Source organism: Rhizobium sp. PP-F2F-G48 (assembly GCF_004342335.1).
In the GTDB taxonomy this organism is placed as follows: Bacteria; Pseudomonadota; Alphaproteobacteria; order Rhizobiales; family Rhizobiaceae; genus Ferranicluibacter.
On record NZ_SLVH01000010.1, the window covers coordinates 27,509 to 43,258 of the forward strand.

The following is a 15,750-nucleotide window of genomic DNA, read 5'->3' on the forward strand; positions in this document are numbered from 1 at the left end:
AATACGGACTTTTGCGACGGAATCCATGCCCTCATCGCCAGGAGCGTCGGCCGCTTATCGTGCCGGCGAGCGCTTGACGAACGAGCGCGATGGCCTGACGCATGATTTCCGCGCCAAGCAGGGTGTCGAACATGCGGAGATCGTGCTGCCTGAGGGCATGAATGCGGAATGGGCGAAGGACCGTTCGGCGCTTTGGAATGCGGCGGAGGCGGCTGAAAACCGGAAAGACGCGCGTGTCGCCCGTGAAGTCGAGATCGCGCTTCCGCATGAGATGACAGCCGAGCAGCGGCTTGAGCTGACGCGAGCGTTCGCGCAGGACCTGGCGAACCGTTATGACGGGGCGGTCGATTTTGCGATCCATGCACCGCATTCGGCAAGCGATGTTCGGAACCATCACGCGCATCTGTTGATGACGACACGCCAGGTCACAGAGGAAGGGCTTGGCAAGAAAACACATATCGAGTGGAAGAACGCGCGGCTGTTGAGCGAGGGGTTGCCGACGACGCAGATGCAGCTTCGCGATATCCGCCAATCATGGGAGCACCATGCGAACGAACATCTGGCGATGGCGGGGCTCGATGTCCGGGTCGATCATCGTTCGCATTCGGAGCGCGGGCTTGAGCTTGAACCGACGGAGCATATGGGTGTCCATGCCACGCAGATGCAGCGACGCGGGCTGGACGTGTCGCGCCCGGCTTGACGAGGAAGCGGCACGGCGCAACGCCGAGCTGATCCGGGAAAAGCCGGAGCAGGTTCTTGGGATCGTCACGGGCGAAAAGAGCGTGTTCGATCGGCACGACATCGCGCGGACGCTGCATCGTTATATCAACGACGATCCGCAGGCGTTCCAGAATGCGTTTGCCACCGTTATGGCTTCGCCGGCGCTGGTAGAATTGCAGGGGGAGTGGTCTAACCCGGAGACGGGCGAGATCGAGCTTGCGCGATATTCGACCCGTGAAATGGTGGGGATCGAATCCGGCATGGCGAAATCGGCCGAGCGGATGGCTGATGACCGAAGCCATGGTGTCGATCGGCGGCATGTCGGCCGTGCGATCGAGCGACAGGATGCCGCCATTCAGGAAAGTTCCGGCGATGTTTCGGCGCGGCTTTCCGACGAACAGCGCCGGGCGATCGAGCATATTACCGGGCCGGAGCAGATCGCGGCGGTCGTCGGCTATGCCGGCGCTGGCAAGAGCACGATGCTCGCCGCCGCACGGGAGGCATGGGAGGCACAGGGCTACACCGTTCATGGCGCGGCCTTGTCGGGGAAGGCGGCCGAGGGGTTGGAGGAAAGCTCTGGCATCCGGAGCCGCACGCTCGCGTGATGGGACATGAGTTGGCAGAACGACAAGCGTCAGCTTGGCCGCGGCGACGTGTTCGTGATCGACGAGCGGGCATGATCGGGAGCCGGCAGCTCTCCCGGTTCATCAACGAGGCGGAGCAGCGCGGGGCAAAGATCGTCCTTATCGGCGATCATGAGCAGCTCCAGGCGATCGGGGCCGGCGCACCGTTCCGCGCCATTGCCGAGCAGATCGGCCACGCCGAGCTGTCGGAGATACGCCGGCAGCGCGTGGACTGGCAGCGGGAGGCGTCCGTCGCCTTCGCCACGCACCGCACGGCCGAGGGCCTGGCTGCCTATCGGGACAATGGAAACATCCGGCTCAGCGAAACGCGGGGCGAGGCGCGCGGCGAGATTGTCCGCGACTACCTTGCCGATCGCGACGAGCGGCCGGAGGGCACGCGCGTTGCGATGGCACATCGCCGCGCCGACGTTCGCGCCATCAACGACGCGATCCGATCGGCCCTGCAGGACAGCTACCGGCTGGCACGCGGCGAGGAGGGGCACGGCCCCCTCGGGCGCGAGGTCTCGTTCCAGACCAATGACGGCAAGCGATCGTTCGCGCCCGGTGACCGTATCGTGTTCCTGGAGAACAATCGTGACCTTGGCGTCAAGAACGGAATGCTCGGCACGGTTCATCAGGTCGAGCCGGGCCGACCGGGTGCCGGCCCCATGATCGTGGCGCAGCTCGACGGCCGTGGCGCTGAGATCATCACCGTGCCGATGAACGATTATCGCGCCATTGACCACGGTTATGCGACGACCATCCACAAGAACCAGGGGGCGACGGTGGATCGGAGCTTCGTGCTGGCGTCAGGCACGATGGACCGGCATCTGACCTATGTCGCCATGACCCGGCATCGCGACGGGGTGTCGCTCTATGCGGACGCCCAGGAGTTCGGCGACCGGCAAGCCGACCAAAGGTTGGCCCCCGGCCGTCTGGTCGAGCATGGCAAGGCTCCCTATGAGCACCAGGCCGGGAACCGCGACAGCTATTTCGTGACGCTGGAGAACGACAAGGGTCAGAAGCACACGGTCTGGGGCGTGGACCTTCAGCGTGCGATGACCGAGGCCGCGCCTTCGATCGGGGCGAAGATCGGGCTTGAGCATCGCGGATCGGAGACGGTGCGTCTTCCGGACGGCACAGAGGCGCAGCGCAATGCGTGGAAAGTCCATGACGCCGGCGAGCTGGCCTCCGCCCAACTTGAAAACCGGCTCAGCCGGTCGGGCGCGAAGGAAACGACGCTCGATTACACCCGCGACTTCGCCGAGCGGCGAGGGATTGCCGAGACGTTCGGCATTCGCAGCGACATCGAGCTGCCGCGTGCCGAGGTGCCGCGCATCGAGACACCGCACCAGGACCTCGCCGTCGATCGCGGCGACGATCGGCGGCAGGAGGCGCAGCGGGACCGTCAGGAGCCACGACAGGAACAGCGCCGCAGTGCCTTCGACGGGCTGAAGCTGTCACGCAGCGCGGCCACCGACGTGCCCGCTCGCGAGCAGGGGCGGGCGCAGGAGGTCCAGACGCCGGCGCGTGAGGCCGAGGCGCGCCAGCCCGGCATGTTCGACGGGTTGCGGCTCAAGGCCTCGCCCGCGCCCGCCGCACGGTCGGAGAAAATCAGAGGAGAGCAGGATCTTCCAATCCATCGTTCGCCCGATCGTCTAAGGCCCCTGTCCGGGTTCGAGCAGGTCGTCGATCGCTATGCGCGGGCTTTCAGCGCGGCCGACAAGCAGGCGCGCGCGGGGTTGCCCGTTCTCGAAGCGCAAAAACAGGAGCTTCATCAGGCAGGGCTTGTCCTCGATCAGGCGCGGCCCGGAGCGTCGGCGCTGATCGTATCGGCCGCGCGGCACGATCCGGAGGCGGCCCGCGCCCTGGCGGACCTGTCCGGCCGGGAGCGGGTCGGCCAGCTCGTCGCCGGCATGGACCGGGAACGTGCGGCGCTGGCGGACCCGAATGTTCGCGCCGATCGGCTGATCGACCGTTGGCAGGAACTCGACAAAGAGCGCCAGGCCCTTCGCGGATGGCGGCAGGACGAGGCGCGGGGGAAGGTCGAAGGACAGATGCGGAAGGTCGCCGGCGCGATCGAGCGCGATCCGCAGGTGGAATCCATCGTGCGCGGCCGCGCGAAGGAACTCGGGATCGGCTCGCCGCAGCGCGATCGCAGCATCACCCTGCAAATGGAGCAGCAGCTGACCCGGGGGCGCAGCATCGGACTTGAACGATAGGAGCAGATATGACGGACGACGACAGGGAGCCATTCGCGCCAGAAGCCATCGACAGCCCTGATGAGGAGGCCGGCGATCCGGCTGCCGCGTTCGAGGCGCTGCGCGAGACGGTCGAAGACCTCGCCGGTGATCTTTCCCGCGAAATGACGACGATCCGCAAAGGCGTGGAGGCGGCGTTCGATCGGTTCGAGGCGTTCGGGGAGCCCACCGACTACAGTGCCGATCTCGGCCGCCTCGTCCAGGGCTTGGCCCGTGGTCGGGGAGCGGCTGAAGGCCGTCGAGGCGTCGCCGATCCTCAAGAACGGTCCCGAGCACCATGCCCGCGTGCTGGAGCGTGGCGGCGAGAGCCTGGTGAGGACGGCCGCGCAGCAGTCCCAGAACGAGAGCCGTGATTTCCAGCGTGTCGCGCGCGAAATGACCGGACAGATCGCGAGCGCCCGTGAACGGCGGACGCAAAACCGGTGGCTTGGGGTTTCCGGCCTGACCGGCTTTGCCGCCGGCATTCTCGCGATCCTGTTTCTGCCGGCAATGTTGCCAGGCCCCGTCGCTCCGCGTGTCGCCAGCGTCATCATGGCGGAGCCGCCATGGCAGGCCGGTATGAGCCTCATGAAGTTCGACAGTCTGGCCTCCTGGGATCGGGTGGCGGCCGCCGACCAACTCATTCAGGCGAACAGGGCCGTGGTGGCGGCATGCCAGGAGGCAGCAGGCAAGACCGGCAAGGATCAGAAATGCTCGATCACCGTGGCAGCGTCGGAGCAGCAGCCGACACCTTGATGCGGGTTCTCCATTAGTCTGGATCGTGCCATACGTCCTCTGTTCTAGGCTGACCACAAAAATGTTGTATTTTATCACTTTTGAGGGTATTTGGTGTTTTCTAAACGACGGTTTCGGGAGGAAATGCTATGAGTTTCGGTGCTAGAGTCCGCGTATCGCGGCAATCACGGGATTGGTCGCAGACCGATCTGGCAAATGCCGTGGGAACGTCCCAAACGTGTATTTATAATTGGGAATCTGATCAAACCTACCCGCGCCCCGCCAATATGGTTGCTCTGGCAACGGCTCTAGGGGTGCCGCAGAAGTTTCTGGAAGAGGGCGAAGGCGGCGTCTCCATGGGCATGACCGTGGACGAGGTGCTGAGTTCGGCCAAAGCGGAACTAGCGCGGGTGCTTCACACGACAGCCGATCGGATCGAGCTGAAATTCAGCATGGCGTCGTAATGGCGGTAATGGCGGAGGATGTGCCTCGATGCGGTGATGGCATCGTGGCTGCGCGAGAAGGTTTCCTGAGATCGCGCCGTTTCGCTTAAGAGAATGCTTTGCGCCGACCGGCGCGCGATCGAGTTGAGAACAGAGAGGTGTAGGTCATGGAACCTGAAACCTGGCGCTACGAATATGAGCGGACGCGCTATCTGCGCGAAGTGCATGACGTGGTTCTCAAGCGGCGATTTGACGATCTCGCGGCCAATCTCTGGTCCACCGATGCCGCTGGAAACGTCACGCCACCCAGGAGTTCTGAATCGCGTCAGGGCCTCCTTCGACTGCTACTTCATACGGAGCTCGAGCAGATGGGAAGAGGCGGAGAAGACGCTCGTGACTTCAGCGAGCAAGCTCTCCGTGATGCGTCGGCCGCTGGATACGTTCCGCCTCGGCTCAAGTCGCCGTTCACCGGCTCACCGGCCTGCTATGCGAAATTTGGAAAGAGGGATCACATTCGGGCTGCCTATGAGCGGGGTGCTCTCCGGATCATGCCGGCCAGCTCTTACGACGATCCTTCCCTGAATTCGGCACAGGCCGACAAGGAGCTGGAACACGCCACGGTGACACCGAACGAGCACCTGATGTTCAAACTCTACGGCTTGAACGCGGAAGGCAAGGAAGTCGAGGTGCCGGTTCAGAAGAAGGAGCTGTTCCGGTACATGATGGTCCCTGATTTTTACGTCTGGTGCTGTGGACTTAGCTATGATGCCCGGCTGTTTCATGAGTTCGAGGCCGAAGCTGTTCTCGTCGTCAGAGATCAGGAAGCCTTTAGTTCACGGGTTCGCGATGCGGTGAAAGCGAAGGTTCCTTCCGGCGAAGTGATCGATGGGCCGCTAAGCTATTACGATCCGTATACGATCCGAAGGGACCAGCTCATTCCGATTTTCAGCAAGAACCTTCGATATCTTTATCAGAACGAGTATCGTTTCGCTTGGACGATGCCTGCCGGATCGGCGCTAGAGCCGTTTTTTATCGAGATTGGCCCAATGAGCGACATCGCTGAGTTTTATGAGACCGTTTAGAGCGTGGATCATCGCAAAAATCTGGAATTTCGCGACAAGGAGATGATTTGACGTCACCCATCAAAATTGCCGTTGCTGGCGCTGGGGGTCATATGGGCCGTGCTGTCATCTCGCTTCTCGCCACCGACCGAGCTTTCCTGCATGTCGGCAGCATCGGGCGCAGCGGTAGCATAGGCGACGGGTTGATCGATCGTGCCGCCGCGATTGAGGCGGCGGACGTGATTTTAGATTTTTCGACGGGGAGCGCCGCTGCAGAGTTGGCCGGGTTATGCGCGGAAAAGGGCGGGGCAGCCTTGGTGATCGGGGCAACAGGGTTCGAGCCGGAGGAAGTCGCCCGCATAGGCGAGGCCGCGCGCAAGATTCCAATCGTGCGCTCCGGCAATTTCTCAATCGGCGTGAATATGCTGGTGGGGCTTGTCGCCCAAGTCGCGCGCACCTTCCCGGCCGAGAATTGGGACATAGAAGTTCTGGAAGCTCATCATAGGAGGAAGATCGACGCACCTTCCGGAACGGCATTGATGCTAGGCGAAGCCGCTGCACACGGCCGAGGCGTTTCGCTCGCGTCCGTCGAGCAGCGGGGCCGTGACGGCATCACAGGCGAACGCCCTACCGGAGAAATCGGCTTTTCGGTTTTGCGGGGCGGCGGCATCGTCGGGGAACACAGCGTCATGTTCGCAGCCGCTGAAGAAATCGTGACGCTTTCTCATTCGGCGCTCGATCGTGGCATGTTCGCGCGGGGCGCATTGGCCGCCGCGCGCTGGATCGTAGGACGCGCGCCCGGTGAATATGACATGCAAGATGTTTTAGGGCTGTCGCGGAAATCCTGACATTCGTCAGTCGCACAATTTGTGCATATCATCTGTGCCGAATTCGAGAGATTGCTATCAGTTTGGAGGGAAAGATGCTTCATCATATTGAAATATATGTCTCTAATTTAGAGAAATCGTGTAAATATTGGTCAGAACTCCTCAATAATATCGGATATGCAAAGACAGCCCATTGGGATGGTGGCTTCACTCTGGCTATTGGCGATGAGGCGTATTTGACGTTCGTACAGGTGGAAGAACGACACGCTTCCAAGAATTACCATAGGAGCGGCGTCGGTCTCAACCATCTCGCCTTCAAGGTGAAAGACCGTGATGCCGTCGATGCTCTTAGGGCGTATTGCCTGGAACAGGACATACCAAGCCTTTACGATGACAGGTACCCGTTTGCGAACGGTGGATCAGACTACTACGCACTCTTTATTGAGGACCCCGATCGGATCAAGGTCGAGTTTGTGGCGAGTTAAATTTCAATCGACGTTCTTCGCACAAATCCTAACTTTCGCGACAAAATCGCTGACGTTGAATTTTCAGAGGTGTTTCTGTCGCGAAAGTCATTCGCAAAAGTCTGATTTTCGCGACTGATTTTCGCGAAATTTTAGCCCTCTATGGGTACTATCATTTCTTGGCTGGAAAGTCAGGATGCGAACGGTCTCCCAGAGAACTTCGAATATATCACCTAGCATGACGGCAACTCCTTTACCGTCATTCGACGCCACTTGTTTTCCGCTTTCAAACGACCTTATCGTTCCGATCACATGACTTGAGGTTATCCATGAAGCGTGGGCGTCTGCCATTAACGGCTCTTCGCAGTTTTGAGGTTGCTGGCCGGCTACAGAGCTTTACGCTCGCAGCGGAAGAATTGCATATTTCACAGGCGGCGATCAGCCGTCAGGTCCGTGAGCTGGAGAGCCGTTTAGGAGAAACGCTTTTCGAAAGGCGTCATCGCAGTGTCTCGCTGACGCTCGCGGGCGAAACGTTGCTCGCCGTTCTGACCAAGGCATTCGACGACATCGCCACATCGCTTGATGGCATTGGCGAAACCAAAAGGTTTTCAACCCTCGCGGTGAGCGCAGAGCCGTCGTTTGCCTCTGCTTGGCTCGTCCGCAATCTGTCGGCGTTTCAAAAAGAGCAGCCAGATATCGACATAATATTTGACGCTGATTCCCGCCTGATAGAATTCAGAACTGATCAAGCTGTAATCGCCGTTCGTCACAGCGCCTCCAAGACCAAATGGCCCAGAGTAGAGAGCCGTCACTTGGCGGCGTCAAACATGATCCCCGTCGTCGCGCCACATCTGATGGCGGAACCATCCACCAACCCATCTGATTTGCTGAAATTCCCCCTTCTGCATGAAGAAAGCCGCGATTTATGGCAGAGATGGTTTGCCGCCGCTGGCATACAAACGACTGTCCAAAAGGGAACCGTCTACGCTGATGGGGGTCTCGTCCTCCAGGCAGCTCTCCAAGGGGAGGGCATTGCTCTCATTGACGAGTTTTTTGTGCGGCGCGACCTGAATGCGGGAAGGCTAATCCAGCCGTTCGAGCTTTCAGTCTCCCACGGGGCTTATTGGCTAGTCGCTCGCAATTTCGCCGAACTTCCCGAAGCTGCTATAGCCTTTGCGCAATGGCTAACCACGACTTTAAGCGAAGGAAAACAAATAGACGGAGAATACTAGGGATTGCGTAAAGTCAGAATATTCAACACCAGGCACGTAAGTAGTCAATTTCGAACGCCCCCTCGATCGGGTTGCGGCGGTCATGCTCGCTTGGCAAATCGTAGAAGTTCAACATAAGCTGCATTGGATAGGCAGGGCTCTGATGGGTGACGGTTACAACGTCTCCATCGACAAGAAACTCGATCCTGTCGGGTGTCCAATTCATTCCGTAAATGTGCCAGTCACTCACCGTGATTGGCAGTCTTCCATCGTCAAGTTCATTGGTGAGCTGCGGGTCATGTATCTTTTTGATGCCGCGTCCTACCTTCACACCGTCGCGGTCTACGCCATGTCCGAAAGCTTCGAAGACGGTGATCTCGCCAGAGTGTTCCGGTTTATCCTCAAATCCGATCAGCCAGAGGGCTGCAAGATTCCACGGGTTAAGCCTTGCGCGGGCGCGCATTTCCAAACGGCAATACCGGGGTAGGAAAAGTCTCCTTTCCGGCAAGGCTTCGCGAACAACCAGAGCCGGGCAGAAACGATGCTGGCCTTGAGAGCTACCTATCGGTCCGGACCAATGCCCGGTTTGAAGATTTGATACCTTCACATCGCCGTTAAATTCGGGACACCACGGCTGCTGGTCATGCTCAATAGACAGGCGGAGATAACTATCCTGTATCTGATATCGTGCCTTTGTCCGCTCCTGCGAACTCCAATGCGGGAGATAATAGGGAAACCAGTTTTGGAGATTCAGAGATGGCTCATCAAAATCATCGCTGAATAGCAGTTCTGCTTCAGTATGCGCGGCATCCCCTATTGCTGCTGCGGTTTAACGTATCAAGTTCTGCAATGCATCAAAAAGTCAGTGATATTGCGAAACGAGACCGTCTTTCACAGCGGCTTCGACAATCGTAGCAGCAGGAATCGTGATCCACATACTGGCGTCAACCTCACCTGCGATTTTCAGCCAGCTTCCGACCATTTCATACCCCAAGGTATAGCCGAGCCAACGTGGATGCGAGCCGCTACCATAGAACCATGCGGGATGATCATAATTAATGGCAAAAAGCGCTTTCAGATCGACCGGAGAGTTTCGCAACTGTTCTGCCGGCACAGCTCTTTCCCATGGCTCAGGAAGGGTATTAAGCAGGCGGCCGACAAATTGCCCGGCAAGCCCTTCGCTGACCAAAGCTTCACCGAGCGTCGAACCGTAGCCATCAGGCCCAGCCATGCGTAGGCAATGATGCACTTCATGGACGATCTGGCGATGCAAAGCCCCATCCTGAAGGCTGGTCGCAAAGTTGGGATTATCAGGATCGACAGTCATCGCAAACAGCGTGTCACGGTAGGCACGACCAACGATTCCCATTTCAGGTATTGTTTGCCCTGTCAGCCGTTGAACGAGGATATCGAGGCGGGGCGGGGGCAGCAATAGGGACAACGTCCGGTAAGCCGCTTCGAAATTGCCTACGATGTCAGCCCGATGATCATCAAGCTCACCCGAAGCGCTTAGCCAATGCAATGTCCAACCGTCCATGAGGCTCCCCGCAGCAGCGTCAATTTCCATGAAACTACAGTTTAGGCCGCAGCTTCGCAAATATTAGGATATTGATGATATGCTCACGTCTTACAAACGCTTTCTCCCGTGTCGCAGTTATTTCAGCTTCTGGCGATCATCATCACTCGGATTGCATTCCTGCTCGGTGCCTGGAATGTAGAACTTTCCGTCCGGCGATGGATCGGTTCCACCACCACACCCTGGCATGGTTGAAGTTCCGTCTCCACCGTTATGGCCGCTACCAATGCCGCCATTCCCGCCGCTTTGACCGCCAGCGCCTCCTTGTGCTGGATTGCTATTGGCCGCGTACGAGGTGAGAGGGAAGAAGATCAGTCCGGTGGCGAGCAAGGCAGCAAAGTTTTTCATGCATTCCTCCAATGAATGTCGTCCGATTATGGTCCCGCGCCTTTTTGGCTACCAAGCATCCTTGGCCATGATGTGACAAACCGATCAGTGAACGCATCAGAAGTCCGGAGTTGTGCATCGGCATGGCCGCCATGAGGCCTCGCGGGGAGATTGGCAGGTAGATCATTCGTAGAATGCCGGGGAATGACGTAAAGATCTCCATTGCTGACCATCATGCCCGTAGACGACAAATGCCACGCCATCGCGTTCCGCAATGTCAGACACCTTCTGCGTGCTTCGTCTAATAGCCGGTTCATCATCCATATCGGTTATGAACATTTGACGCGTCGCAGCGTCCGCCATCGACTGGTGCATAACGGCGTCGGCAGCAAGCATTATGCCTCCCGTCTTGGGAAGATGAACCAGCACAGATTGATGGCCGGGGACATGACCGCTGGTTTCCAACAATTCCACACCCGGCACAAGCTCGATGTCGCCTTCGATGAGACGATACCGAAGCGACGGATGATCCCACGCCGCTCGGTTGGCCGAAAACCGGGGATACCCACCTTTAGCCAGTTCATAGTGCTTTCGCTGGATGACGAATTCGGCGCTGGCGAACAGATCGTGGTTGCCGGAATGGTCGTCATCAAGGTGGGTGCATACGAGATAATCAATGTCGGAAGGTTTGAGTCCGATGGCCGCCAGGCGAGCGACCACCGTATCCTCCGGCCTAATTTCGATTGAAAGTCCCGGCGGATTACGAGGATTTTCAACAAAGGACCGTGGCCAGCCTGTATCAATCAGGATGTTAATGCCGTTCGTTGTCTGAACGAGGTAACCCGGAACGGGCACATCGCCAGGCTGCATCATGCCCAGGTGAAGCAGATAAAGGCGCATGGCTATTTTGGTCTCCCTTCGAGAAAATCTGATATTCGCCGAAAGGCGCTGCCAGTATTGAATAAATGGGACAATCGGTCTCACAAATAATAGGCGATCCCCGATGGGCCACCGTGCGCGCCGAAGTGATCAGCCAGTGGCGTGCGAGCCTCACGGGCATATGCTCCTGGCGTTACGCCCAACCGCCGTTGCCAGCTTCTTATCTGATGCGCTTGGTCGCTGAACCCATGCACGGGCTCGCCGCTGTCGGACTGAACGCTCTTCACGCTGGAATGCAATCGCTCTAAATCTGCGAGTGACTTCGGCCCCATGCCAAGGTGTCGGATAAAAAGACGATGGAGTTGCCGGCGACTAACCTGGGCAGTCTCTGCGGCTGTTTCGACGGTTCCGCCACCTTGCAGTATTGAATGCGCCATAGCGATCTGCCGGCCCTCCGAAATAGGGCGCGTGCTGCCCATCCTGGAAATCAGCCAATGATCCAGCAAGGCTGCGATCCGTCTCGGTTCCTGTTCCAGCCCGACGCCATTTTTCAAAGTCAGTGCGGGAGCCTCGCCGGTGAGGGCAGCAAGATCAAGCAGCATGTCGGCACTACCCAGTCCGGTATGGGGAAACAGCCGGACAAGCCCAGGAATCGTCAGCATCGCCGTGACAAAATAGGTGTCTGACCACGAACGCCAGGCGCGGCTTCGTGACTGCAAACCGAGAAAAGACACGCTCGGGACCAGACCCCCATCCTCCGCTGCATTGGGACGGCCCATGTTGACGGATAGCACCGCCAGAGGGATGGGGCTTGTTCGGGTTAGGTGTCCTGCATATTCTCCCGGCAGGTCTTCAATGAACCAGTAGGCGTGTACCAGCCTGGCGAGCTTGGGTGCAGGAGGAAGAATTAGGAACATGAAACCTCCTCTTTTCTAGCTGCTTGTCTCGCTCATCAAGTTTGCTAAACCTCGTTTTCGCAAAAGTCCCGAATTTTGTTTCGATATGTTAGCCCGTCATTTGGTTGCAAAAGCGAGTTGAGCGGCAAGCGCTCCAAACGCCGCCGCGAAGCCGCGGCGCATCCAGCGCTGAACGATCGGATTTGAGACGATATGGCGGCGGAGGTAAGCGGCGAACACGCCATAAGCCGCAAAGATGAACAAGGTCAGCGCCATGAAGACAAGGCTGAGTTTCAGCATCAGCATAATCGGGCTGGCCTCCCCAACCGCGACGAACTGCGGCAGGAACGCGAAAAAGAAAATCGAGAGTTTTGGGTTGAGCAGGTTGATGAGGATCGCTGAACCGATCACCTGCCGGTCGCTTTTGACGCTTGGAGCGCCGTCGATGCGCAGGACACCTCGCTCCCGGAACATGGACCATGCCATATAGAGCAGATAGGCCACGCCGAGCCATTTGAGGATCTGGAAAGCCATTGCGCTGGTGTGGAGCAAAGCCGCAAGACCGCTGATCGCGGCTACCATATGCGGCACTATTCCGAGTGTGCAGCCGAATGCAGCAACGAGGGTGGCCCGCACGCCACCCGACAGGCCGGCGGCAAGCGTGTAGATGGCCCCTGTGCCGGGAGAGGCGACGATCACGAACGTCGTCAGCAGAAACTCGATGCTCATGCCGCTGCCACCTTGCACGCCGGCCATGATTGAAGCAGGGCGGCTTTCAGTTCCGCCATGAGGTTTGCAAGGTCTTGCGCTGCGGTCGGGTGCAATGCCTCTGCGACGATGAAGGCGGCGATCGTTTTGCTGTGAACGGCGGAGTACCCGCTTTGCCGGTTCGTCCAGCGTCGGGCGTGCGCTCGGCCGCTCCTATCCGCAAAAATGATTTCGCCAGGCTCCGGGTTTTCTATCTCGCCGGAAAACGTCTCATAGATTTCCGCGCCGGTTGCGGGCCGGACTTCCAGCCCGCCGCCGATCGTTGCTGCGTCGAAGACCGCGATCGGGACCGCGTAGGCCAGCGAAACGGCGTTGCACAGGTCGATGAGCGGATGAAGGCGCGGCAGATCGCCTTCCTTGCGAAACCGGCGCAACAGCGCTTCGGAGGCGCACCTGTATTGTGTTGGCTTCAGGCCCATCCTGGCGAAAGCACGCCGCCACGCCTGTATCTCTGGGAACTCGCCCTCTGACGATGCGGAGAGCCGGCTGGCGGCAACCGCATGAAAACGGGCGATAGCATCAGAACCATCGGTTTCGGGATGGATGGATTCGACATGGAGGGTGCGCGTTGCAAGCTCCGGGAATTCAGACAGCATCGTATCGGCATATTGAATATCTATAGACATGTGGCTGGCTCGCTGAGGTTTTGAGCCATTGTCGCTTCTACGACGCTCTTTCGTCTTGAACGAAATTGCAGGCAGAGCCTATCGCCGCGCCGCCGCATAGGACCCCGGCGACATGCCGTAGGTGCGGACGAACAGTCGCGTCATATGACTTTGATCCGCAAAGCCGCTGGACGCGGCAGCCTCCGCCAGATCATCCCCGCGCGCGATCATCCTTTTCGTCATCTGGAGCCGGCGCTGGATCATGTAGGCGTGGGGCGTCAACCCGGTCGCACTGGCGAACCCCCGCAGCACCTGAAAGCGGCTCATTCCGCACAGTCGTGCGAGATCGTCCAGGGAGAAGCGCGCGTCCGGCTCATCATCGATTTTCGCTATGGCCGCCGCAATCGCCTTCGGGACGGATGGTGCCTCCCTGATTGTTTTGTTGTCCTCAAGAAGCTGCTCAAGCATGAGGAACAGGCGCTCTTCAGCCTGCATGTTTTGTGCCGTGACCGAGCTTGCGGTCATGGCGGCAAAAAGTGAGCGGTAGCGCTCCGCAACGCCCCTATCCCGGATGACCGGATTGGGCAGTTCGAAGGCTCCTGTTCGTCCTTCCGTCATGTCGTGAAAAAAGGCCGAGACGGTATGCGGCTCGAAATACAGCATCTGCCAAGCCCGGCCGCCATCGCCGATGGGTGCGCCGTCATGCACCTCGCCGGGATTGACGGTGATGATGTCGCCCGCTTCTGCTTCGACCATGCCCCGGCCGCTGAGCGAAACTTGCGCGCCCCTGTCGATCAAGCCGATCCCGAATTGATCGTGCATATGGCGACCGTAGGCGAGCGTCGTGTCGGCCTCGACGGCATCCACTCCGTCCACTACGGCGGGCTTTACCCGAAATGAGTGGGAGAAACGTTCCCTGCTGCCTTGCACTTACCAGGTCATCCCGTCATTTTTTCATCGCTCGCCTGAGCGGTTTCTGTATTTTGATTTGCAGGGGGTTGTCGCAATAATCCCGACATTTGCTCGACATGATAAGCCGACTTTTGCAGCGTTGCAAAATTAGGATTTTTGCGACGACCGCCTTTAAACTTGCCTAATGGCAGTCTCTTGTTCAACCGGAAGGGCACGTAGTCCCGGTACTGGCGAAAGCAGAATAATCAGAAACTGAATCAAAAATCCTCCCGTTGCCAAGAACAGACATGCTGCAACGCCGAAGTAGCCAGCGACTACAGCGCCGATCGCAGCCCCGAGCGGCCTTGAACCATAGGTGGCGGTCATTATCAGCGCCGAAACTCGACCAAGCATGACGTTTGGCGTAACCGCCTGACGCAGTGTCATCGTCGTGATGCTCCAAAGGATTGGCCCGACGCCGAATACGAAGAAACTGATACATACCAGCCAGAATGAAGGAAACCACAGCGTCAACAACATGAGGAAAGCCCCACAAAATCCTCCGAGCGGCCCCAGAACAATCATGGTTCCGACCGAAAAGAGCCGCGCGAGGATTGTCACGATCATGGCTCCTACAATCATGCCGATACCATCAACTCCCAACGCAATGCCGACCTGGGTTGCACTCATGCCTAGGTTCTGGACGGCGTAGGCAACAAAGACCGCCATCAGGATCACCCACGCGGTATTAAAGAAAATCGCGGTGAACAGGATCGGAAGCAGGAATTTATGATGTGCAACGAATGACGCTCCCGCCTTCAGGTCTTGTAACGGGTTGCTGAAGGGGCGTGCTGTCACATTGTCTTTTGGAATGCTTGCTAGATACAGCGCGGCCAGAATGGAAAGCACGGTTGCAAGCACATAGGCAGTAGAAGCGCCGGTCCAACCGACCAACGCACCGCCAAGAGCGGGGCCGGCGGCAAAAGCGGCGCTGCGCACCAATTCTAGCCAGCGGTTCGCATCGCCAAGTCGTGTACGGGGTACAATCGAGGGAATAATCGCAGGAGCGGCCACGCTGTAGCAAACCGTCCCGACGGCCCCGATGAAGCCGAGGACCGCGAGGAGCGGCACATTCAGCAGCCCAAATGCCAAAAGCAGTACAATAACAATAAGAGAAAAGCTGCGCAGGACCTCCGATCCCACCATCAATGTTTTGCGCGAGGCCCGATCAACGGCAAGTCCGGCCGGAATGGACAGCAGCAAAAACGGAAGGGTTTGCGCCATTTGCAGCCAACCCGTTTCAGCCGGCCCCGCACTAAGCAACAAAACCGCCGCCAATGGAGCCGCTGCCAACGCTATCTGCTCTGAAAACTGTGCGAAGAGATTCGACCAGCCTATGCGTTTGAATGCGGAGGGTAGTGGAGCAGATTGGATGGAATTCAACATCGTTTGTCCTCATGTTCAATACATGAGGACAGATGGCC

At 58.5% G+C, this 15,750-nt stretch carries 15 protein-coding genes and 2 pseudogenes; 8 read left to right on the plus strand and 9 right to left on the minus strand.

From position 1 onward, the window contains the following. Window positions 1-25 precede the first annotated feature (25 nt). From traA to C8J36_RS19835, 8 genes and pseudogenes are all read left to right on the plus strand, one after another. Window positions 26-3,565: pseudogene (gene traA / locus C8J36_RS19805) on the plus strand (Ti-type conjugative transfer relaxase TraA). A gap of 8 nt (window positions 3,566-3,573) precedes the next feature. Continuing rightward, a pseudogene (locus C8J36_RS25650) lies at window positions 3,574-3,753 on the plus strand (DUF6118 family protein); the annotation flags it as partial. Between the two features lie 64 nt (window positions 3,754-3,817). Next, on the plus strand, window positions 3,818-4,339 hold the full coding sequence (locus tag C8J36_RS19810; RefSeq protein ID WP_281029256.1) for a DUF6118 family protein: 522 nt from the start codon (window positions 3,818-3,820) through the stop codon (window positions 4,337-4,339). 128 nt (window positions 4,340-4,467) lie between these two features. Then, window positions 4,468-4,782, plus strand: a complete 315-nt coding sequence (locus C8J36_RS19815) for a helix-turn-helix transcriptional regulator (RefSeq protein ID WP_132537079.1) — start codon at window positions 4,468-4,470, stop codon at window positions 4,780-4,782. A gap of 146 nt (window positions 4,783-4,928) precedes the next feature. After that, window positions 4,929-5,843, plus strand: coding sequence for a hypothetical protein (locus C8J36_RS19820; RefSeq protein ID WP_132537080.1), 915 nt, complete (start codon window positions 4,929-4,931; stop codon window positions 5,841-5,843). A gap of 47 nt (window positions 5,844-5,890) precedes the next feature. Beyond that, window positions 5,891-6,670, plus strand: coding sequence for a 4-hydroxy-tetrahydrodipicolinate reductase (gene dapB, locus C8J36_RS19825; RefSeq protein ID WP_132537081.1), 780 nt, complete (start codon window positions 5,891-5,893; stop codon window positions 6,668-6,670). Window positions 6,671-6,744: 74 nt separating this feature from the next. Then, the gene (locus C8J36_RS19830; RefSeq protein ID WP_132537082.1) at window positions 6,745-7,134 is read left to right on the plus strand and encodes a VOC family protein; all 390 of its coding nucleotides are present in this window, start codon (window positions 6,745-6,747) and stop codon (window positions 7,132-7,134) included. Window positions 7,135-7,442: 308 nt separating this feature from the next. After that, complete coding sequence (locus tag C8J36_RS19835; RefSeq protein WP_132537083.1) at window positions 7,443-8,345, plus strand: LysR substrate-binding domain-containing protein; 903 nt, start codon at window positions 7,443-7,445, stop codon at window positions 8,343-8,345. Between the two features lie 22 nt (window positions 8,346-8,367). Here the strand turns inward: C8J36_RS19835 and C8J36_RS19840 are convergent, their stop codons facing one another. The 9 genes from C8J36_RS19840 to C8J36_RS19880 form a co-directional block, all read right to left on the minus strand. After that, a complete protein-coding gene (locus tag C8J36_RS19840; protein WP_132537084.1) occupies window positions 8,368-8,793 on the minus strand; it encodes a glycoside hydrolase family 16 protein in 426 nt (141 codons plus the stop codon). 393 nt (window positions 8,794-9,186) lie between these two features. After that, complete coding sequence (locus C8J36_RS19845) at window positions 9,187-9,861, minus strand: DUF2268 domain-containing putative Zn-dependent protease (protein ID WP_132537085.1); 675 nt, start codon at window positions 9,859-9,861, stop codon at window positions 9,187-9,189. A 117-nt stretch (window positions 9,862-9,978) separates the two neighbouring features. Beyond that, window positions 9,979-10,248 (minus strand): hypothetical protein, encoded by a 270-nt coding sequence (locus C8J36_RS19850; RefSeq protein ID WP_132537086.1) that lies wholly within the window; start codon window positions 10,246-10,248, stop codon window positions 9,979-9,981. Window positions 10,249-10,410: 162 nt separating this feature from the next. Continuing rightward, entirely contained in the window at window positions 10,411-11,127 is a 717-nt protein-coding gene (locus C8J36_RS19855) for an N-acyl homoserine lactonase family protein (protein WP_132537087.1), read from the minus strand. An 80-nt stretch (window positions 11,128-11,207) separates the two neighbouring features. Then, window positions 11,208-12,023, minus strand: a complete 816-nt coding sequence (locus tag C8J36_RS19860; protein WP_132537088.1) for a helix-turn-helix domain-containing protein — start codon at window positions 12,021-12,023, stop codon at window positions 11,208-11,210. A 96-nt stretch (window positions 12,024-12,119) separates the two neighbouring features. After that, window positions 12,120-12,731, minus strand: a complete 612-nt coding sequence (locus tag C8J36_RS19865; RefSeq protein WP_132537089.1) for a LysE family translocator — start codon at window positions 12,729-12,731, stop codon at window positions 12,120-12,122. Beyond that, window positions 12,728-13,390, minus strand: coding sequence for a phenylalanine--tRNA ligase beta subunit-related protein (locus C8J36_RS19870; RefSeq protein WP_132537214.1), 663 nt, complete (start codon window positions 13,388-13,390; stop codon window positions 12,728-12,730). The genes C8J36_RS19865 and C8J36_RS19870 overlap by 4 nt, the downstream gene beginning before the upstream one ends. 84 nt (window positions 13,391-13,474) lie before the next feature. Next, window positions 13,475-14,242, minus strand: coding sequence for an AraC family transcriptional regulator (locus tag C8J36_RS19875; RefSeq protein WP_245506649.1), 768 nt, complete (start codon window positions 14,240-14,242; stop codon window positions 13,475-13,477). A gap of 216 nt (window positions 14,243-14,458) precedes the next feature. After that, entirely contained in the window at window positions 14,459-15,712 is a 1,254-nt protein-coding gene (locus C8J36_RS19880) for an MFS transporter (protein WP_132537090.1), read from the minus strand. Between the last annotated feature and the right edge of the window lie 38 nt (window positions 15,713-15,750).